At 54.4% G+C, this 20,517-nt stretch carries 21 protein-coding genes; 17 read left to right on the top strand and 4 right to left on the bottom strand.

The window, feature by feature from the left end; genetic code table 11:
* Positions 1-6 precede the first annotated feature (6 nt).
* From rlmN to spoVM, 7 genes are all read left to right on the top strand, one after another.
* Positions 7-1,053: a dual-specificity RNA methyltransferase RlmN gene (gene rlmN / locus H581_RS0117315; protein ID WP_028611118.1), complete on the top strand. Its 1,047-nt coding sequence runs from the start codon at positions 7-9 to the stop codon at positions 1,051-1,053.
* Positions 1,054-1,060: 7 nt separating this feature from the next.
* The gene (locus tag H581_RS0117310) at positions 1,061-1,822 is read left to right on the top strand and encodes a Stp1/IreP family PP2C-type Ser/Thr phosphatase (RefSeq protein ID WP_028611117.1); all 762 of its coding nucleotides are present in this window, start codon (positions 1,061-1,063) and stop codon (positions 1,820-1,822) included.
* Between the two features lie 5 nt (positions 1,823-1,827).
* Positions 1,828-3,927 carry a Stk1 family PASTA domain-containing Ser/Thr kinase gene (gene pknB, locus H581_RS34355; RefSeq protein ID WP_036718756.1) on the top strand — a complete coding sequence of 700 codons (2,100 nt, stop codon included), beginning with the start codon at positions 1,828-1,830 and terminating at the stop codon, positions 3,925-3,927.
* Positions 3,890-4,852: a ribosome small subunit-dependent GTPase A gene (gene rsgA / locus H581_RS0117300; protein WP_051250893.1), complete on the top strand. Its 963-nt coding sequence runs from the start codon at positions 3,890-3,892 to the stop codon at positions 4,850-4,852. The genes pknB and rsgA overlap by 38 nt, the downstream gene beginning before the upstream one ends.
* A gap of 5 nt (positions 4,853-4,857) precedes the next feature.
* Positions 4,858-5,502, top strand: coding sequence for a ribulose-phosphate 3-epimerase (gene rpe, locus H581_RS0117295; protein WP_028611115.1), 645 nt, complete (start codon positions 4,858-4,860; stop codon positions 5,500-5,502).
* Between the two features lie 10 nt (positions 5,503-5,512).
* Positions 5,513-5,782 (top strand): hypothetical protein, encoded by a 270-nt coding sequence (locus tag H581_RS0117290; RefSeq protein ID WP_028611114.1) that lies wholly within the window; start codon positions 5,513-5,515, stop codon positions 5,780-5,782.
* 127 nt (positions 5,783-5,909) lie between these two features.
* Positions 5,910-5,990 (top strand): stage V sporulation protein SpoVM, encoded by an 81-nt coding sequence (gene spoVM / locus H581_RS34350; protein ID WP_010345573.1) that lies wholly within the window; start codon positions 5,910-5,912, stop codon positions 5,988-5,990.
* A gap of 95 nt (positions 5,991-6,085) precedes the next feature.
* Here the strand turns inward: spoVM and rpmB are convergent, their stop codons facing one another.
* A complete protein-coding gene (gene rpmB / locus H581_RS0117280; protein ID WP_028611113.1) occupies positions 6,086-6,274 on the bottom strand; it encodes a 50S ribosomal protein L28 in 189 nt (62 codons plus the stop codon).
* 293 nt (positions 6,275-6,567) lie between these two features.
* On the opposite strand from rpmB, the gene H581_RS0117275 reads away from it, so the two are divergent.
* From H581_RS0117275 to H581_RS0117255, 5 genes are all read left to right on the top strand, one after another.
* Positions 6,568-6,927 carry an Asp23/Gls24 family envelope stress response protein gene (locus tag H581_RS0117275; RefSeq protein ID WP_028611112.1) on the top strand — a complete coding sequence of 120 codons (360 nt, stop codon included), beginning with the start codon at positions 6,568-6,570 and terminating at the stop codon, positions 6,925-6,927.
* Positions 6,928-6,983: 56 nt separating this feature from the next.
* Positions 6,984-8,717 (top strand): DAK2 domain-containing protein, encoded by a 1,734-nt coding sequence (locus H581_RS0117270; RefSeq protein WP_084134659.1) that lies wholly within the window; start codon positions 6,984-6,986, stop codon positions 8,715-8,717.
* A gap of 43 nt (positions 8,718-8,760) precedes the next feature.
* Entirely contained in the window at positions 8,761-9,615 is an 855-nt protein-coding gene (locus H581_RS0117265) for a DegV family protein (RefSeq protein WP_028611110.1), read from the top strand.
* A 4-nt stretch (positions 9,616-9,619) separates the two neighbouring features.
* Positions 9,620-11,674, top strand: coding sequence for an ATP-dependent DNA helicase RecG (gene recG / locus H581_RS0117260; RefSeq protein WP_036718749.1), 2,055 nt, complete (start codon positions 9,620-9,622; stop codon positions 11,672-11,674).
* Between the two features lie 75 nt (positions 11,675-11,749).
* Positions 11,750-12,037: a stage VI sporulation protein F gene (locus H581_RS0117255; RefSeq protein WP_028611108.1), complete on the top strand. Its 288-nt coding sequence runs from the start codon at positions 11,750-11,752 to the stop codon at positions 12,035-12,037.
* 158 nt (positions 12,038-12,195) lie between these two features.
* On the opposite strand, the gene H581_RS0117250 is transcribed toward H581_RS0117255, so the two are convergent.
* Positions 12,196-12,891 carry an SOS response-associated peptidase gene (locus H581_RS0117250; protein WP_028611107.1) on the bottom strand — a complete coding sequence of 232 codons (696 nt, stop codon included), beginning with the start codon at positions 12,889-12,891 and terminating at the stop codon, positions 12,196-12,198.
* Positions 12,892-13,065: 174 nt separating this feature from the next.
* On the opposite strand from H581_RS0117250, the gene H581_RS0117245 reads away from it, so the two are divergent.
* The gene (locus H581_RS0117245; protein WP_036718745.1) at positions 13,066-14,358 is read left to right on the top strand and encodes a DUF2515 domain-containing protein; all 1,293 of its coding nucleotides are present in this window, start codon (positions 13,066-13,068) and stop codon (positions 14,356-14,358) included.
* Between the two features lie 19 nt (positions 14,359-14,377).
* Here the strand turns inward: H581_RS0117245 and H581_RS0117240 are convergent, their stop codons facing one another.
* Both H581_RS0117240 and H581_RS0117235 read right to left on the bottom strand, forming a co-directional pair.
* The gene (locus H581_RS0117240; RefSeq protein ID WP_028611105.1) at positions 14,378-14,704 is read right to left on the bottom strand and encodes a YolD-like family protein; all 327 of its coding nucleotides are present in this window, start codon (positions 14,702-14,704) and stop codon (positions 14,378-14,380) included.
* Positions 14,701-15,993 (bottom strand): DNA polymerase IV, encoded by a 1,293-nt coding sequence (locus H581_RS0117235; RefSeq protein WP_245600056.1) that lies wholly within the window; start codon positions 15,991-15,993, stop codon positions 14,701-14,703. Before H581_RS0117235 ends, H581_RS0117240 begins: the two co-directional genes overlap by 4 nt.
* Positions 15,994-16,214: 221 nt before the next feature.
* Between H581_RS0117235 and H581_RS34345 the strand changes: the two genes are divergently transcribed.
* From H581_RS34345 to H581_RS0117215, 4 genes are read left to right on the top strand one after another with little or no spacing between them, the layout of a single operon-like run.
* Positions 16,215-17,846, top strand: coding sequence for a spore germination protein (locus H581_RS34345; protein ID WP_084134658.1), 1,632 nt, complete (start codon positions 16,215-16,217; stop codon positions 17,844-17,846).
* Between the two features lies 1 nt (position 17,847).
* Positions 17,848-18,975, top strand: coding sequence for a GerAB/ArcD/ProY family transporter (locus tag H581_RS0117225; protein ID WP_028611103.1), 1,128 nt, complete (start codon positions 17,848-17,850; stop codon positions 18,973-18,975).
* Positions 18,944-20,179 carry a Ger(x)C family spore germination protein gene (locus H581_RS0117220; protein ID WP_028611102.1) on the top strand — a complete coding sequence of 412 codons (1,236 nt, stop codon included), beginning with the start codon at positions 18,944-18,946 and terminating at the stop codon, positions 20,177-20,179. Before H581_RS0117225 ends, H581_RS0117220 begins: the two co-directional genes overlap by 32 nt.
* Positions 20,180-20,218: 39 nt before the next feature.
* Positions 20,219-20,419, top strand: coding sequence for a CLC_0170 family protein (locus H581_RS0117215; protein WP_051250890.1), 201 nt, complete (start codon positions 20,219-20,221; stop codon positions 20,417-20,419).
* Positions 20,420-20,517 lie beyond the last annotated feature (98 nt).

The raw sequence follows: 20,517 nt of genomic DNA, 5'->3' as shown, positions 1-20,517 counted from the left end.
GATGAGATGAAACCGTGTGTATATGATTACACGCTCGAGCAGCTTCAGGAGTGGATGAAGGAGAACGGCGAATCGGCTTTTCGGGGCGGGCAGCTGTTCGACTGGCTTTATGTGAAGCGCGTGAAGAGCTTTGAAGATATGTCCAACCTTTCGAAATCATTGCGTGAGAAACTGGATGAACACTTCTCCATTCTGACGCTGAACGAAATTACGAGATTCGAATCCAAAGACGGTACGGTTAAGTTTTTGTTCGGCCTGCATGACGCGCATGCCATCGAGACCGTTATTATGCGTCATAATTACGGCAACAGCATCTGCGTTACGACGCAGGTCGGCTGCCGCATCGGCTGTACGTTCTGCGCTTCTACGCTCGGCGGCTTGAAGCGGAATCTGACTGCCGGCGAGATCGTCGCCCAGGTCGTAACCGCGCAGCAAATGCTGGATGCGACGGGCGAGCGTGTCTCCAGCATCGTAATCATGGGTTCGGGAGAGCCGTTTGAGAACTACGATGCGACGATGACATTCCTTCGCCTCATGATTCACGAGAAGGGGCTTAACATCGGACAGCGCCATATTACGGTATCGACCAGCGGGATCGTGCCGAGCATGTACAAATTCGCTGACGAGAATACGCAAATCAATCTGGCGCTGTCGATTCACGCGCCGAATGACGCGCTTAGATCCAAGCTCATGCCGGTTAACCGCCGTTACCCGTTCGAGGACGTGATGGCGGCTTGCCGCCACTACATTGCGAAGACCGGCCGGCGGATTACGTTCGAATATGCGCTGATCGGCGGCGTGAACGACCGTCCGGAGCACGCGCAGGAGCTGGCTGAAGTGCTGCAGGGCATGCTGTGCCACGTAAACCTCATTCCGGTCAACCATGTGCCCGAGCGGAATTATGTTCGTACGCCGCGAGAAGATATTTTTGAATTCCAGAGGGTACTGGATCGCAATAACGTTAGCGTGACCATCCGCAGGGAGCAAGGGCATGACATTGCGGCAGCCTGCGGTCAATTAAGGGCGAAACATATGGAGTCCACGGCGAGGTGATGACGGATTGTTAACGGCAAACCGCACGGATATCGGATTGGGGCGTCAAGTTAATGAAGATCAATCATGGATCGCCCAGCTGGATAACGGGATTACGCTGGCCATCGTCGCAGACGGCATGGGCGGCCATCAAGCCGGCGACGTAGCCAGCCGGCTGGCGGTCGATGCGTTCCGCAGCATGCTGGAGCAGAGCGCCGCGAAGGCCGACCTGTCCCTGCAGGAAGGCAAAATGCTCATCCGGCAGGCGATTTCGCAGGCGAATGAGGCGGTATACGAGCTGGCTTCCCGCAATGAGCGCTACCACAATATGGGCACGACGATCGTGGCCGCGTTAGTGAAGCAGGATAATGCGATAATCGGCCACGTCGGCGACAGCCGGGCCTATAAGATTGCGGAAGGCGCCATTACGCAATTAACGGATGACCACACGCTCGTGAATGAATTGTTCAAGTCGGGCCAGCTTAGCGCGGAGGAAGCGGCTCACCATCCCCGCCGCAACGTGATAACGCGTGCCGTCGGCACGGATGCTCACGTCGATGTAGACGTCCTCGCGGTAGAATGGTCGCCGCAGGATGTACTGCTGCTGTGCAGCGACGGCTTGTCCAATATGATAAGCGAACAGCAAATGCTGGAGACGGTCATGACGGATCGGCTCGAGCTGGAAGAAAAGGCTGACCATCTCATTCAGCTTGCCCTGCATGCGGGAGGGGACGACAATATTACGGTCGTTCTCCTTCAAGAAGCAGCCGGCACGGATCGGGAGGGGTGACGGATATGATCGGACACGATTTAGGCGGACGATATGAAATTTTGACGCGAATCGGCGGCGGCGGAATGGCGCTTGTATACAAAGCGCATGACGTGCTGCTTAACCGTAATGTTGCGGTCAAGGTGCTGCGGCAGCAATTCGTGCACGACGAGGAATTCATTCGCCGTTTTCGCCGGGAAGCACAGTCGGCGGCCGCGCTATCTCATCCGAACGTCGTCAGCATCTATGATGTCGGACAAGAAGATGACACGCATTATATCGTGATGGAATACGTAGAAGGCCATAATTTAAATGAAATTATACAAGAACGCGCGCCGCTGCAAGCGGATGAAGCGGTCCGAATCGCCGTGCAAATCGCGGATGCGCTTGATCATGCCCATCAGAATCATATTATCCATCGCGACATTAAGCCGCATAATATATTAATCGGCAAAAACGGGCGAGTGAAAGTAACGGATTTCGGAATTGCGCGGGCCGTGACTTCGTCAACGATTACGCAAACCGGCTCGGTCATCGGCTCGGTTCATTATTTCTCCCCGGAACATGCCAAAGGGGTGAATACCGGTGAGAAATCGGATTTGTATTCGCTCGGTATCGTGTTGTACCAGATGCTTACGGCGAAGCTGCCATTTCTCGGCGAAAGCCCGATCAGCGTTGCCTTGAAGCATCTTCAGGAAGATTTCGAGGAGCCGCGTATCGTGAATCCTCATATCCCGCAAAGCGTAGAGAACGTCATTCTCAAAGCGATGCGCAAAAATATGCATGAGCGCTACGCTTCCGCGCATGAAATGCAGCTTGACCTGGACAGCTGCCTGCGCCCGGATCGGCTGAACGAGCCGAAAATTACGTTTACGGCCGTCAATGATATGGAAGAGACCCGCGTCATGCCGGCTATTCGCGGCGAGGTCCGACCGGAGGCCGCTTCTGAGCGTGCCGAGCCGGTTGCAACGACCCATGCGGCTGCCGAGCGGGACGACCTAGGCGCGAAGCCGGAGCCGAAGGGCTGGAAGAAGCCGCTTACCGTTGTCGGCGTGACGCTTGTCGTATTGGCTCTTATTATTTGGGGCTTCCTCTGGCTCATCGACAAGCTTGACGTCCCCGAGGTGGAGGTGCCATTTGTCGTCGAAAAGCCGTTAGATGAAGCCCGGCGAATGATCGAGGACGCAGGCCTGAAGGTTGAGGATCCTGTCATCCGCGAGCACAGCAAGGAAATTCCGTTGGATCACGTCATTAGCCAGACCAAGGCGAATCTGCGCGTCAAGCAGGGGTCGTTAATCGAGCTGACGGTAAGCGACGGTCCCGAGCTGGAGGTGCTGAAGGATTACGTCGGCAAGCCGCTGCAAACCGCGATCGACGAATTAGGCGCCCTGGGCATTACCGAGCAGAATAAGCAAATTATTATAGAACGGGTATTCAGTGAAGAAACGCCGGATACGATCCTGCAGCAGACACCGAATGAAGGCGAGGAATTTAACCCGGAGTCGGTTGAAATTTCGTTTATGGTCAGCAAGGGACGCGAGACCGTTGAGATGCCGAATCTGATCGGCAACAGCCTCTCGGAAGCTAGAGATCTGGTCAAGGCATTCGAGCTGGTGCTGGAGGATGCCGATATTTTATACGAGCCCAGCTATTTGCATCAGAAGGATTACGTAATCAGCCAGGATCCTTTCGAGCCGAAGGACAAAGTGACCAAAGGATCTAAAATTTCGGTCCGGGTCAGCTCGGGACCACCTGAGGACGCGAAGGAGCATCATTTCAATATCGTCATTTCTCCTGCGGAAGCAGGGAAAACGAGCGAAATCCGGATTGTCTACTCGGATGCGCGAGGCGAGGATGTCGAGTGGGGTAAACGGCAAATTACAAGCACGCAAACCTTTCCTGTTACGGTTGTACTCGCGCCGGATACGGAGGCAAGCGTGACGGTCTATCGCGACAAACAGTTCATCGACAGAAAATCCATTACTTACGAAGAACTTGCACAGGGGACGAATACATCCACCTTGACCTTTCCGGGCGACGATGTGCAGCCTACCGGCGAACCGGTGCAAGGGGAGGTTGACGAAAGCGATGAGCAAACAGGCGAAGAAGAGCAACAGCAGCAATAACAAAAGCGTCGCGCAGCTCAGGGGAACGATTGTTAAGGCGCTCAGCGGATACTATTATGTCCGCGGCGGAAATGACGGTCCGGACGCGGCGACGGTGCAATGCCGCGCCCGGGGCATCTTTAAGAAAAAAGGCATTTCCCCGCTTGTCGGCGACGAGGTCTTCTACAGCCTGACCGAGAACGGGGAAGGAACCGTCGAGGAAATTCTGCCTCGTTCTTCCGAGCTTATCCGGCCGCCGGTTGCGAATGTCGACCTCGCGATTCTCGTCTTTTCCGTGACGGAGCCTGCGCTTAACCTGCAGCTCCTCGACAAGTTTCTCGTTCATATCGAGCATGCCGGCATTCCGGCCGTACTCTGCCTCAGTAAGCAGGATCTGGAAAATGACGGTTTGGAAACGGAGGAGGCGCGGGCTGCGGCCGCCTCCGTTAATCGTATATACCGGCCGCTCGGTTACGAGGTGTACGGCACGAGCTCGCGGCTAGGCGAAGGAATCCGGCCGCTGCAGGAAAGGCTGACAGGCCACTTGGCCGTATTCGCGGGCCAGTCGGGTGTCGGCAAATCCTCGCTATTGAACGCCATTGTGCCGGGCCTGGAGCTGGAGACGAATGAAATCAGCAACCGGCTGGGGCGCGGCAAGCATACGACCAGGCATGTCGAGCTTATTCAAATCGGCGGAGGCCTGGTGGCGGATACGCCGGGCTTCAGCCAGCTGGATTTCACGGAGCTGGGCATCGAGGATCTGGCATACGGGTTCGTCGAGATGCGCGAGCTTTCGCCAGATTGCAAGTTTAGAGGCTGCACGCATGTAAGCGAGCCCGGCTGCGCCGTGCTTACGGCGCTTGAAGCGGGCAACTTGGAGAGAAGCCGATACGACCATTACATTCTGTTTCTGGCTGAATTGAAAGAGAAAAAACGGAGGTACTGACAACTATGACGATTATCGCGCCATCTATTTTATCGGCAGATTTCGCGAAGCTCGGCGAGGAGATTAAAGCCGTAGAGACGGCTGGAGCGGATTGGATCCATATCGATGTGATGGACGGACATTTCGTGCCGAACCTGACCTTCGGCCCGCCGGTTATTGCCGCCGTGCGTTCGGCAACCGCGCTGCCTTTCGACGTTCATCTGATGATTGAACGCCCGGAGCTGTCTCTCGCCGATTATATCGCGGCTGGAGCAGACCGCATTACGGTACATGCCGAAGCATGCGTTCATTTGCACAGAACCGTGCATTATATCAAAGAAAAAGGGCTTCCGGCCGGCGTTGCGATTAACCCGGCAACTCCCGTATCCGTATTGGAGCCGATCCTGCACGATCTTGATCTCGTTCTTATTATGACGGTGAATCCGGGCTTCGGAGGACAACAATTCATTCCCTATTCGCTTGACAAGCTTCGCCAGCTGAGAACGATGCTGGGCGGGCGGGGATTAAATAACGTGCATGTGCAGGTGGATGGCGGCGTGAATCCGGCAACGGCCCCTGCGATCCGCGATGCCGGCGCTAACGTTCTCGTAGCGGGCAATGCGGTGTTCGCCGAGAAGGATCGCGCAGCGGCAATCGCCGAGCTGCGTTAGGGCGAAGCGGATGAATGAACGGTTAAAAACGACGTTATGGGTGATCGGCTACACCTTGCTGGCCGGTTCTTGTTTGGCCATTTTTTCAGTGCTTACCGAGATTTATAGGTATATATTTTCATTGCTGGCCATATACATAGGGATTCGGTTTTTCCGGAGATTCGAAACGTTAGGACTGCGAATCGCATTTTTTGCGCTGGGGATCTTCTTCTATTTTCTTGTTGCCGTAATTATTGCAATGGTCCTTTATTTGAGAGATAATCCGCAGCCGATCACGTGATGATAATGGGCTCTTCCCGACGCTCCAGCGATGGAATAGGACGAACTGACGACGCATAGGATGGTTACATGAGCGAAGGTTCTTGTCACGGTTCAATTCGATGAGCGTGTCTGAGGAGGGATGAGGCATGAAATTTTACACAATAAAGCTGCCGAAATTTTTGGGCGGGTTCGTTAAAGCGATTTTGAATACCTTTCAAAAAAATTAGATCGAATGCCGATAAATCCCCGGCGGCTGCGGTCGTGAACAATGAAAAAAAGCACCTGAGCGCTCAGGTGCTTTTGTCTATGGCTTCTGCCATCATTATACGCGTGTAACTTTACCGGATTTCAGTGCGCGAGCGCTGACATAAACACGCTTTGGCTTACCGTCAACCAGAATGCGGACCTTCTGCACGTTTACGCCCCAAGAACGACGTGTTTTGTTGTTAGCGTGGGAAACGTTGTTGCCTGTGCCAGGCGCTTTACCTGTAAGAAAACATTTGCGGGACATGACTACACCTCCTTTAAGAATTGCTAAAGCAAATCTGTCTCCGTAAGCATGAGCCTCGTTATACGTGAGGAAAACTTCATTCTTAAACGAAATAACATTTAAACACACTTGAATATCGTATCACAAACATCGATTCTGTTCAACCTAAATCTACTGGGAACTCGGATTCCCCGCTTGCGGAATCCGTTGTTCTTTCACATAATGAGCGGTTTTTATGAACGGACTTCTATAAAGGTGCCGTTTATAGTACAATGGTAGATAGTCCATAATATACAGTAAGGGAGTGTATTTCCATGCCTCTGCAGCTAAGCACCGAATTAGGTTCCATTCATATTACAGACCATTGCATAGCCGTCCTTGCAGGCTCTGCAGCCATGGATTGTTATGGACTTGTCGGAATGGCATCCCGTAAACAACTGAAGGACGGAATTGCCGAGTTGCTCGGCCGTGAGAACTTTACCCGCGGCGTAGAAGTCAGGCGGGAAAACGAGAAGCTGCATATTGACCTCTACATCATCGTGAGCTATGGAACGAAAATTTCCGAAGTTGCGCATAACATCCAATCCAAGGTGAAATATGTGCTCAATGACGTAATCGGTCTACAAGTGGAAGAAGTCCATATATTCGTTCAGGACGTCAGGGTATCCAAGTAACAGGGAGGGAATTTTCGTTGAGTAAGCGCTTTATTAACGGATCTGATTTTGCCGCAATGGTACTGCTCGGCGCGGAGTATTTACAGCGTAACGCGGAGCGCGTTAACGCTTTGAACGTATTTCCGGTGCCGGACGGCGACACGGGCACAAACATGAATTTAACGATGACTTCCGGTGTCCGTGAGCTTCGCAGCAAGCCATCCGACCATATCGGCAAAGCGGCAGAAGCATTATCCAAAGGGCTGCTGATGGGGGCCAGGGGCAACTCGGGCGTTATACTGTCCCAGTTGTTCCGGGGCTTCTCCAGATCGCTCGCGAGCCTCGAGGAGGCTGGAGCCACTAAGGTAGCTGCTGCGCTGCAGCATGGCGTTGATCTCGCATACAAGGCTGTTGTTAAGCCTGTGGAAGGTACGATTCTTACCGTTGCGAAGGAAGCGGCTAAGCATGCGGTGCAATACGCGCGTCGAACGAATGACGTCGTTGAATTAATGCAGGAGGTTCACCAGAAGGCGCACGAAGCGCTGCAGCGCACGCCGGATTTATTGCCTGTGCTTAAGCAGGTCGGCGTTGTCGATTCTGGCGGACAAGGTCTCGTCTTTATCTATGAAGGCTTCGTGCACAGCTTGACGGGCATGGAAGGCGGGGGATACCGGGATTCGTATTCGATGCAGACGGAAGCGGCGACGCCCGAGGAGGTAACCGCTCCTTCAGCGGCGCCTGCCCTTCGCAAGCATGAGCCATTATCTGCGCAATCGCGTTTATCGACGGAAGCGATTGAATTTTTATACGATATGGAATTTTTTATCAATCGAAAGCTCGGCGGACCAAAGTTGGCGTTTTTTAATGAATCCGCTTACAAAAAGGCGCTTGAAAAAGACGGCGATTCCATATTGGTTATTGCTGAAGAGGATATCATTAAGGTCCATGTCCATTCGCGCAAACCGGGGGATGTTCTTAATTTGTCGCTTCCTTACGGCGAATTGACCGACATTCATATTTTGAACATGAGGGAGCAGCATCGCGATTTGCTGGAGCACGAGCTCTCGGACGTCAGTACGGCCGATTACTCCGCCGCTGAACTGCTGGCCGGCCAGTCCGTACAGGTAACGCCTCCGGGACAAGTATTCGAACGGGCGCCTTACGGGATTATTGCCGTAGCCATGGGTGAGGGGATCGCGGATATTTTTCTCGAAAATGACGTGGATACCGTATTGTCCGGCGGACAGACGATGAACCCGAGCACGGAGGATTTCGTGAAGGCGATCGAGGCGTTGTCGGCGGAGCATATTTATATTCTTCCGAATAACGGGAACATCATCCTGGCTGCTGAACAGGCCGCCGAGCTTAGCGAACGCAATGTGACCGTCATACCGACCCGTACCGTACCGCAAGGATTAGCGGCAGTGCTGGCCTTCAAGGAGGAGGAGACTGCCGAGCGCAATTCGGCATGGATGAAAAGCGCGGCAGAGCAGGTTGTCTCCGGTCAAGTCACGAAGGCGGTAAGGGATACTTCGATTGAGGGCGTTGACATCCGGGAAGGCGATTTTATCGGGATCAAAGAGAAAACGATCGTTGTTTCGGATCCCAGCTTAGCCGGCGCCTGCAGAGGGCTGATCGGCAGCATGATGGAGAACGGCGGCGATCTGCTGACGGTATTGACCGGCGAGGAAGCCGATTCGGCCGAGACGGCTTCGTTATGCGAATGGATCGCGGAGCAATACCCGGAGCTTGAGCTAGAGGTGCAAAAGGGCGGACAGCCGCTGTATCCGTATCTGTTCGCCGTAGAATAAATGATTTGTATTTATGTCGGAGGAAACGTTGGAGGGATGAATGTTGGGGAAGGTACGAATCGTCACAGACAGTACGGCTGATATTCCATCCGAGGTCAGAGAGCGGCTTGGCATTTCGACTGTGCCGCTTAAGGTGATTTTCGGGGAAGAAACCTATTTGGATACCGTAACGATTGATCCCGAGGTGTTCTATGAGAAGCTCGCGCAGGCATCTACGCTTCCAACCACTTCGCAGCCTTCGCCAGTCGAGTTCTCGGATGTCTACCAGCGCTTGCTCGCGGAGGATGCCGGTTCGCCGATTATCTCGATTCATCTGTCGGCTGCGCTTAGCGGTACGTATCAATCCGCGGTTATAGCGCAATCGATGCTCGAGGAAGAGGCGGACATTACGATTATAGATTCCAAGTCGGCTTCTTACGGTTTCGGGCTTCGCGTTGTGCGGGCAGCCGAGATGGCGCAGGCAGGCGAATCGAAGGAACGGATTATCGAAGCGATCGAACAGCTTGAGCGCGATTCGAGACTTTTCTTTCTCGTTGATTCGCTTGAGAATTTGCAGAAAGGCGGCCGGATCGGCAAAGCCTCTGCGTTCATTGGCTCCATTCTGAACATCAAGCCGATCCTGTCGCTTGATCAGGAAGGGATTGTGACGGCGGTAGATAAGGTGCGCGGCTCCAAAAAAGCGATGCTGCGCATCATCGAGCTGCTAAAGCAATCATTCGGCGACGAGCCTGTCAGCGTAACGATGGCATGGACGTCTCACAGGCAAACAGCCGAGGAGCTCGGCGAGCTGATCCAAAGAGAGTTCAACGTGCAGGCGATGGACTGGACGAGAGTAGGCACGGTTATTGGCACGCACGCCGGACTTGGCACGTCGGCCGTGTTCATGCGCAGGTTGTGATCTCATGTTGGCGCTGAATCAAATGACTGTTCGGCAAATCAAAGGCGTGAGCGCTCCCAAGGAACAAGAGCTTCACGCCTTTGGCGTGCATACCGTTGCTGATTTGCTTGATTATTTTCCGTTTCGCTATGAGGATTATCGCATTCGCGAGCTAACGGACGTAAAAGACGGGGAGAAGGTCACGGTGCTTGGCTCCGTCCGCGGCGTGCCTGTTCTGCAGCGGTTCGGGCGCAGTAAGTCGAGGCTGACATGCAAGGTCGAAGTAGGGCAATGGCTGATTACCGCCGTCTGGTTTAACCGGCATTTTCTGCAGGATCAGCTGACGCCCGGCCGGGAGGTGATGCTGACCGGCAAATGGGAGCAGCATCGGCTCCAAATGACGGTATCGGAATCCGAGTTTCCGGGCAGCGGCAAATCGGCTAAATCGGGCACGCTGCAGCCGGTCTATTCCGTCGGCGGGGGCATAACGCAGGCCTGGATGCGGAAGACGCTGCGCCAAGCGTTGACGCAGTATGGCGCGATGATTGAGGAGCTTCTTCCGCATGAGCTCGTGCAGCGGCATCATCTGATGGGCAGGCGCGACGCGGTGGAGCGCATTCATCTGCCGGACGATACACAGGAAGGACAAGCTGCCCGCAAACGGCTTGTGTATGAGGAGCTGTTCCTGTTTCAATTGAAACTTCAGGCTTATCGCGCCCTTAACCGCAAGCGCAATGACGGTATCGCGCACCGGATCGAAAGCGAAACGGTCCGGCAGTTCGCCGGCACGCTGCCTTTCGAGCTGACCGATGGGCAAAAGAAGGTAGTCAATGAAATATTAACGGATATGCGCAGGCCATCCTGCATGAACCGGCTGCTGCAGGGCGATGTCGGCTCCGGCAAAACGGTAGTCGCGGCCATTGCGCTGTATGGCGCGGTTAAAGCCGGCCACCAAGGCGCGCTTATGGTGCCTACCGAAATATTGGCCGAGCAGCATATGCGCTCGCTGCAAAGGCTGTTCGCCGACATGGGCATCGAGGTCGCGTTACTGACGGGAAGCCTGACCGAGCGCAGACGGAGGGATGTGCTGGCAGGGCTTCAGATGGGAATGATCGATATCGCGGTCGGAACGCATGCGCTTATCCAGGAGGATGTGTTTTTCCGCAGCTTAGGTCTTGTCGTCGTCGATGAGCAGCACCGCTTTGGCGTCAATCAGCGCAGCATTCTTCGCCGTAAAGGGATGAATCCGGATGTGTTGACGATGACGGCTACGCCGATCCCAAGAACGATGGCCATCACCGCTTTCGGGGATATGGACGTGTCGACGATTCGCGAACGGCCGCACGGCCGCAAGCCGATTAAGACCTACTGGGTCAAGCACGGCATGATGGAGCGTGTGCTCGCTTTTATTCGCAAAGAGGTCAATAAAGGGCGCCAAGCCTATATTATTTGTCCTTTGATTGAAGAGTCGGAAAAGCTGGACGTTCAAAATGCCATTGATCTATTCGTACAGACGCAGCAGTCATTCCCCGATCTTCGGGTCGGGCTGCTGCACGGCCGGCTGACGGCAGCCGAGAAGGAAAGCGTCATGGGCGCTTTCGGCGCGAATGAGATGCAAATTCTGGTCGCGACAACCGTCGTCGAGGTCGGCGTCGACGTGCCGAATGCAACGCTGATGATCATTATGGACGCGGAACGGTTCGGTTTATCGCAGCTGCATCAGCTGCGCGGCCGGGTAGGCCGGGGAGAGCACCAATCGCACTGCATTCTTGTAGCTGATCCGAAATCGGAAACGGGTCGCGAGCGGATGAAGGTTATGACGGATACGGACGACGGCTTCGAGGTGTCCAGACGAGATCTGGAAATTCGCGGTCCGGGCGATTTCTTCGGAACGAAGCAAAGCGGTTTGCCGGAATTCCGGCTCGCGGACATGGCGGCGGATTACGAGCTGCTGGAGACGGCGCGCGAGGATGCCGCCGAACTGACGGAGCGGGACGATTTTTGGTCGAATTCGTCATATGCAAGAGTTCGCGGCGTGCTGCAGAAGGATGTCTATTTTCAGGGGGAACAGCTTGACTAGGCAATATTCGGGTTCATCCGGCATATGATGTAACGATGGTATTGGATTCGATTGCCGGATGGAGGTGTCTGGTCGGTGAGTTACCAAAAGTACGGCATTCGGCCGCAGTTGGTCGAACGTGTCAAATTTAAATTGAAAAATCCAGCAACAAAGGACCGGATTCGAGAATTGCTTGGCCATGTAACGAAATATGATTTGCAGGACCGGCCGAAGGTGAGAAGGCTCGTGAAATCGGCGGCCGTTATTTTGCAGGAGCAGCTTACGGATACGCAGGAGGAGCAAATCGTCAACTTCGTGCTGGGGCAAAAAATCGATCCCAATAACACGTTTCATTTATTGAAGCTGTGGGGGATGTTTCGCTGACCGCTTGCGGTCGGCGATTTTTTTTAATTCCAAGAATTTATCAGTTTTACACTACTATGCGTTTGGAATTCTCGTGAAACGCTTGGCGTCCTCTGACAAGGACGAAAGGCAGGCGTTTCTGCTTGGCCCGCTGCAAGAGCCGCCGCTGTACGGCATAATTACCAAAACTCAAGCTGCTCGTCCGCCTTATAAGGCGCTATCAGCGAAGCGTCGTCGTTCTTCACGCTGCCGACGGCTGGGGGGACGGCGTAGGCTTCGAGCTGGTCCGGGTCGTAGGGCCGCAGAAGCGGCTTGACGGCATCCAAATCCGTCACAGCGCGATCCAGCCACAACGTCTCGTCCTCCGGCCGCAATATGACGGGCATGCGGTCGTGTATCGGCGCGACCAGCGCATTCGGCGATGTGGTCAGAATCGTACAGCTGTTTATTCTGACGCCATCCGGCGAGAGCCATGTCTCGTATAGTCCGGCCATGCTGAATATGGAGCGGCTCTTCAGCACGATGCGCATCGGCTGCTTGCCGCCCGCCGTCGTCTTCCATTCATAGAAGCCGTCCGCCGGGATCAGGCACCGTTTGCAGCGAAGCGGAGCGCCGAAGGCACGCTTATCCGCGGCCGTTTCCGAGCGGGCATTGAGCATCTGAAAACCGATCTTGGGGTCATCGGCCCATGGGGGAATGAGTCCCCATTTCAGTTCGCCCAGCCGGTTGATTCGGCCGTCGTTCACGACGGCGAGCACCAGCTGGCTCGGCGCTACATTATATTTCGGACGATGAAACGGGATCATCGTCTCATCGATCATATATCTGACCATCAGCTCCTCGAGCGTGACGGTTAGCGTGTATCTTCCGCACATCAGATTGCCTCCTGTCTCTGCTTCCATATGACCCTATTATACAACGCAGGATCAGCCGGCGCATATGCTGCTTATACGGTATGGCGAGCCGTTCGGCGGCGGATACTGGTAAATAGAAGATGCGCGCGGGATCCTCCGCACGAGGGAGGCAGCGCCGGACAAGGAGCGTTGACGATGGACAATAAGAATGAGGTGCGCCTTCGCCGCCGTTCGCTCGGTTATTGGCTGGGACAGCTGCTCGCGCTGCCGGGTGCGGCATTGGATTATGCAGCCGGAAAATGGACCGCCATCAGCGCTTCGCATGCCATGGCAGCGGAAGCGGTGCCGCTGCAGCTCTCCCGGGCTGCCGCCGCCAGGCTTGCCGCTGCGTGGACAAAGCTCGGCGCTTCGCCTGCATCCGCCGCGCCTTCCGAGCTGAACGGCGAGGAACTTGTCCTTGTCGAACGGATTCAGAAGGAGACCGCCGAGGGCAACCGCAATAATGTAACGCGCACCGAGGCGTACCGGTCGGTATATTTTCGTTCGCCGGAGCTGCATTGGGCGCTGCTTGCGCATATGGTATCGCGCAACGGCGGCTGGAATATGACGGATCTGCAAGGCGAGTGGCTTCCTTGGCTGCTCCGCCCCGGGCAGCGCGAGGCGGTGTTCCTCTTCTTGGAGCGGGCGAACGCTTATATTTTCCAAGATGCGTATCCTCAGCTATTGTTATATGAATGGAGCAAGCGGCTGGGGCGAAGCTTATTTCATTTGCTGCCCGCGTTCGGCGTTTCGTCCTTTATGCTGCCGGTCTGGAAGCAGTTCTGGCGGGAGCGCGATCCGGTCCCGCTTACGGTTGCGCTTATTGTGAATGAGCAGCATTATATCGAGCAGCGCGTCGTACAGGATCCGTACTTTCGCGATAAGGTGCTCCATACGCTGTTCTTCGGACTTCAATCGCTGCTGCAGCTGAACGGCGTTATCCTGCCTTACGGGATCAGGCGGCGGAAGGACGGGGATGCTCAGCCGCTTCGTCTTGCCGGGCTTATTATGGAGCGTTTCGAACAGCTGAAGGAACGAATCGAGTTCGGGAAGCGGCTGTATGCGGTGCTGTTCGGCATTCCCCGCGTGCATGAGGGCGCCCGGGCGTTTGCCGGGGCGGTCAAGCATACGGGCTCGCGCGCGGATTACGCGCCGCATTTGTTCGCGCGGGTGCGGCATTTGCCGCCAGGGAGCGCTTATGCGGAGCGGCTGCTCGGCGGCCGTCTGAAGCCCGGCGCCGAACCGCTCTATAGCCCCGAGCTTGGCGCGGCATGGGGCGATCAGCCGCCGGCGTCGCCGGAGCCCGGCGACTGGTTCCGGTCGGCGGCTGATGTGAAGCCTTATTTCCAGAAGCTGCCTCTGCCCCATACGTTCGAAATTACGAACGAATACGGGCTCATGCTGAACAAGATCGAGCTGGCGGTGCTGGCGGTGCAGCGAGGCGGGTGAGGAGCGCCCGCCCTTCGCCTTATTCCTCGATTACGGCTCCCTCGATATCGCCGATCGGGAACCATTCACCGTCAACCATAAAACGTCCCTTCAACTGGTCGACGCGGTCGACGATGCCGATGACGGTCAGCTCCTCGATGGGATGGAACAGCCGGAGCTTGATTTGCTGGCGCTGCTGCAGCGATTCCGTCACGGAGCGGGCGACATGCTCCCATTCCTGCTCGTCGAGCTCCACGCGCTGCCGCCGCCGTAAGACCGCTTCATGCTCGTTAATCGCGACCTTGTGCTCGGGCAGCATCATCCGGCTTGATTCCCAGAGCCCGTTTCCTTCCAGCTTCTTTCTCATTTGTAATGTCCTCCGATCTTCTTGGAGCGGTGCTGGGCCTGCCCGGCAGGCGTAATCGAGACCGCTCTTACAATAGTCGCATCCCCGTACTTCCGCTTGATCGCGTCCGTCGCCCGCTCCAGCGCCATCGTCTTCTCGCGGTGCGGATCGAACAGCGAAAGCTGGTATTCGTCATCGGTAGACAGCTGCGACAGGCTGACGCCGACCTTTCGTACCGGACGGCCGTCCCAGTGCCGCAGCAGCAGCTCGACCGCCGCGCGGTAGACCTGGTTGGTGACGTTGGACGGGTCCATCATTTTCATTTGGCGGCTGAAGCCGCTCGGGCGGTCATAGTCGGCTCCCATGCAGCCGACCGAAACGACATGCCCCATATATCCTTTGCCGCGGCATCGCTGGCAGACAAGCTCCGTCAGCTCGAGCAGCACGACCTTGATATCCTCGAGCCTGCCGTAGTCATGAGGCAGCGTCATCATATGACCGACCGATTGCGGCGCGACCTCATGGGTGCCGGGCCTGACGGGACTGTCATCGATACCGTTCGCAATACGCCAGTACAGCTCGGCGTTGATGTCGGAGTTTTTGCCGAATTTGCGGCGCATCATCAGCTTCAGCTTCTCCAGCGGCGTCTCGGCGAGCTTGCCGATCGTTTCGAGGCCCATGGCGTTAAAATGGCGCGTCATCCGGCTGCCGACCATGAACATTTTGCCGACGGGCAGCGTCCACAGCGTCCCCGGGAGTCCCTCCTTCGGCAGGATGTAGATGCCGGATGCGTTTTTCTTCGCGTAATTGTCGCAGGCGGTCTTCGCCAAAATTTTATTCTCCGCAATGCCGAAGCGGGTATAGATGCCGAGCTCCCCCTGAATCCGCGTCTGAATCATTCGCGCTAGCTCCTCCGGGGAGCCGTACAGGTGAAGGGAGCCCGTCACGTCGAGAAACTGCTCGTCGATCGAATACGGCTCGACCAGATCGGTAAATGACTGGTAAATCCGCGTAATGAGCATGGAAACATCGATATAGAGCTGCATGCGCGGCTTAATGATCACGAGGTCCGGGCATTTCGCGAGCGAATCGCCCAGCCGCTCCGCCGTCGTGACGCCGAACGACTTGGCGATGGGGCAGGCCGCTAGAATAATGCCGGACCTGCGCTCGGGGTCGCCCGCGACGACGAGCGGCAAATCCCGGTATTCGGGATGCTCCGCTTTCTCCACCGACGCATAAAACGATTGACAGTCCGCGAGCATGATGATTCTGCCGGGAGACGATGTACCGCTCTGTTGTTCAACTGCCATAAATGCTCCCCCTCCGTAACAGGAACGTATGTTCTTATTATATACGGAACATCCGTTCTTATACTATAGGTTTTTTATGGATATTATTCGCATTATCCGGGTGGCAGCCTGTTTTTGGCCCCATAATGGATAATTTTACTGCTACCGGCAAAAGCTACAGCATATATCTTTCCATCTTCTGCAAGGTAGCAAGCGAAATGACAGGATCGGGGCGGGGAATTATGCCATTTAGTAAAGGATTTAAAAAATCAGGCTCTAAAAAGACCATCAAAGCGCCCAGTCAGAAGCTGGCCGCTCATGAGGATGTGAAAATTAACGGAAGCCTTGAGCAATCGATCAACTTTGTCCAAGATCTGTTAGGAACGAATGTGGATATGGTCATACGCCGATTCCAAGTGTTCGGTAAGTTTCCGGCTGCCATGCTCTATTTCTGCAACATGGTAAATCAAACGTCGATCCATTCGGATTTATTAAAGCCGTTGATGTATACGCCTCCGCAAATCGACAGGGACAGCATCGAATTGGACCAGTTAAAGAACATAATAATTAACGACGCGCTATATTACACCGGGTCCATGCTGGAGAGCAATCTTACTGCGCTGGTCGAAAGTATATTGCGCGGGTGCACCGTCGTCGTCGTGGAAGGAATCGGTGATGCGTTCATTATCGAAACGCGCAGCATCGAGAAGCGGAGCATCGATCAGCCTGCGACCGAGCAGGTTATCAGGGGCCCGCGGGAAGGCTTCATCGAGCCGATCGGAACCAATATAGCCCTAATCCGTTACCGGCTGCAATCGGCCGATCTGCACATCGAATCGACGGAGATCGGCCGACGGACCAAATCGAAGGTCGCCGTTTGTTACGTGGAGGGCATTACGAATCCGAAGCTGGTCGAGGAAGTAAACAAGCGCTTGTCCAAAATCGACATTGACGGCGTGACGGACTCGGGCTATTTGGAGCAGTTTATCGAGGATAACCACTTGTCACCGTTCCCTCAGGTGCAATACACCGAACGTCCGGACAAAATCGTCGCCAACCTGCTCGAGGGCAGGGTGGCTATTCTGGTTGACGGCTCTCCGCTGGCATTGGTCGTTCCGACGGTATTCAGCCAATTCTATCAGACGGTGGAGGATTATACGGAACGGTTCCTGCTGATGAGCGCGATTCGGTTAGCGAGACTTCTCGCTTTGATGTTTTCTTTGGTCTTCCCGGCGATTTATGTCTCGATCATTTCCTTCAACCCGGAATTGATTCCGACGGAGTTCGCCGTCGCCGTCGCCGGCGGCCGGGCGGGCGTCCCGTTCCCGGCCGTCGTCGAGGTGCTGATCATAGAAACATCCATGGAGGTATTGCGGGAAGCGACGATCCGCCTGCCTCAGCAGGTCGGAGGAGCGCTGTCCATTGTCGGCGTGCTTGTTGTCGGACAAGCCGCCGTGGCGGCGGGCTTCGCGAGCCCGATCACGGTTGTCGCTATCGCGTTAACGACGATCGGGTCATTTGCAACGCCGGCCTATAACGCGGCGCTGGCCTTGCGCCTGCTTCGATTTCCCCTCATTATAATGGCGGGCATTTTTGGGTTATACGGCGTTATGATTGGCTTGATCCTTATAGCTAACCATCTCTTATCGTTAAAATCATTCGGAGTGCCTTACCTAAGTCCGCTCATTCCCGGTGATTTTCAAGGTTATAAGGACCTGATTATCCGGGGGCCGCTCAGTTGGATGACCCAAAGGCCTTCGTTCCTGAGGCAGATCGATCGCGTGAAATTGGGAGATGCGGGGACGAAAGATAACAAGGGACATGAGGAGCCTGCGCCTAGGCCGGCCACAAATAATAAAATGGAGGAGAGTTGACATGAAGGAGGAGTCGACGCGCCAAATTACAGTCATTCAAACCGCTGCCATCCTTGTGAGCACCATTATCGGGGTAGGGGTTCTGCCGCTCCCGCTTTTTGCCGTCCGCGCAGCCGATTCGGCGGCTCCCCTCATTACTCTTTTGGGCATGGTGGTTGCATTCATCGGATTAGCGTTAGTGACTATTCTTGGTAAACGGTTCTCCGATAAGACAATCATTCTATACAGCGAGGACATTATAGGAAAGTGGCCCGCCAGGCTCGGCAGTGTGGCCATCATCGCTTTCTTTGCCATATTGACGTCGCTTACGGCGCGGGAGTTCGGGGAAGTCGTCGTCACCTCGGTTCTCAAACAAACGCCTGTAGAAGTGACGGTCATCGTCATGCTGCTGCTCGCTGCGATCTCTACACGGAATACGATTACGACCTTTGCGTATATTCATAACTTTTATTTTCCGCTGTTAATCGTTCCCGTTATTTTGATTGTTGCGTTGTCCTTGAAAAATGCCGAGGTCATCAATCTCCAACCGATTTGGGGAAGCGAACTGCAAGGGATATTGAAGGGTACTTTAACCATTGCAGCTTTGTTTCAAGGCTCCTTCATTCTGAGCATGGTTATCCCTTCGATGCGCAATCCGCAGAAAGCGATGAAGGCAAGCGTGTGGGGGATCATTATTGCCGGTGGGCAGTACGTAGTCATCGTCGCCGCAGCAGTTAGCGTATTCGGCGCAGAGGAAATTAAAAATTTGCTGTGGCCGACCTTGGAGCTGGCGAAAGCCACTTCGCTGCCGGCGAATATATTGGAGCGGCTGGATGCGGCGTTTCTGGCGGTGTGGGTGACGGCCGTATTTACAACGCTGCTATCAAGTTACTTTCTTACGATATATGCGATAAGTCACTTATTCCGGTTAAGCGATCATAAAATGTTTTCGTTCTTCCTTCTCCCCCTTGTTTTCGTTATGGCCATGCTGCCTACAAATATTGTGCAAATGTACGATATCATCGAAAACGTAGGCCGAATCGGGTTATTTATTACGATCGGATATCCGGGTCTATTGTTGATGATTTCGATCATTCGCAAGAAAAGAGGGAATCGAAATGAAGGCAAATCAATGGATGAGACCGGTTAAGCTGCTGTGTGTCATGCTGATCGCCATTCCGTTACTGACAGGGTGCTGGGACCGGCTTGAAATTGAGGAGCGAGCCGTCGTGCTTGGGGTTTCCATCGATGTAGTTAGAGAAGGAGCGGAAGAGGAGGAAAGCGAGATTACCCATACTCAGGGTTCCGTTCCCGCGCCCAGAACAGGGCTGGTAAAGGTCGGCGTGCAAATCGCGCTGCCGGGAAGAATCCCTCTCGGACCGGGCGAAGGCGGAGGCAGCCAAGGCGATTCCAGCAAAACCGTATGGGTCATCGACGTCGTTGGCCATTCCATCGATGACGCCTTCATGAACCTGCAGCAGCAGATTTCGAGCAGGCTGTTCTTCGGACACCTGCGCGTCATCGTCGTGTCCGAAGAGGTGGCGCGCAAAGGGCTCGAGAACGTGAACGATTACTTCCGCCGCAATTCGGAGGTGCGCAGAATGGCCTGGATGATGATTTCGAAGGGCGATGCGCTCAGCTTAATGAAGGCTGCCCCGAAATTGGAGCGAATTCCTACGCTTTATCTCATGTCTACCTTGGACGAAGGGATTCGAATGGGCAAATTTCCAAAGGATTATATCGGCATTTATTGGAGCAATTCGTCCAAAAAGGGGCAGGAGGGCTTTTTGCCCTTTGTGGAAAGAAAGCAGGAGCAGAACGTTGAAGTTATGGGGCTGGCCTATTTCAAAGGGGATCGAATGGTCGGTACAACAAAACCGCTTGAAATTGCCGGATATTTGGGCATTAAAGGCGTGAATCCTGCCGGATACCGCGTTTTCATTAATCTGGAAGGAACGAGAGAAACGGTAATGACCTATGTTACCCAACGGCGTTCAATTATTGATATTCAAATTAAAGACGGGCGTCCGTACTTTAAGATTGGGGTGAATCTGGAGGTGAATTTAGAGGAAAAAATGAACGAAGCGCTGTTCGTTGATAATACGGAAATTATTAAAGCGATCGAACGGCAGCAGGAACAAGCCGGTGAAAAATTTTATTTGAACATCATTGAAAAAACGCAGGAAAAAGGATCGGATATTTTCGGCTTCGGCGAGCAGTTGAGGGCAAGAAGACCAGGTTATTGGAGCAGTAAAATCAAGACGAAGGAGAACTGGCAAAGGTTATATAAGGATGCGGCATTTGAAGTTAAAGTTACGGTAAATGTCCGGCGGATCGGAATGAAGGCCAGGTAGCCATCGCGATGCAGAAAGAACCGGGGAGGCGGATCGGATATGATCGGTAACGGATACACGGTGGGCTCCTTCAGTTACGTGATTTTCTTATTCCTGATTTGCGGGGTGCTCATTTTACAAATCGATGCAAGGGGTTATAAGGCCAAGGGGAAAAGGAAGGAGCAAAAAGTATCCCGCTTCATAGGCTGGATGCATCTTGTGTTAGGGGCGGTTTTGTTTATTGTGAAGCTTTTTATTTAGCGGGAATGAGACGCCGGGGAACGGTATTTTGATCGCATGAAGGCCTGCGAGGCACATAATTGCATCCAGTATACGCCAAAATAGAAGCATCATGGTAA

The organism is Paenibacillus harenae DSM 16969, from assembly GCF_000422465.1.
In the GTDB taxonomy this organism is placed as follows: domain Bacteria; phylum Bacillota; class Bacilli; order Paenibacillales; family Paenibacillaceae; genus Pristimantibacillus; species Pristimantibacillus harenae.
This window is presented reverse-complemented; position numbering and strand designations above follow the sequence as displayed.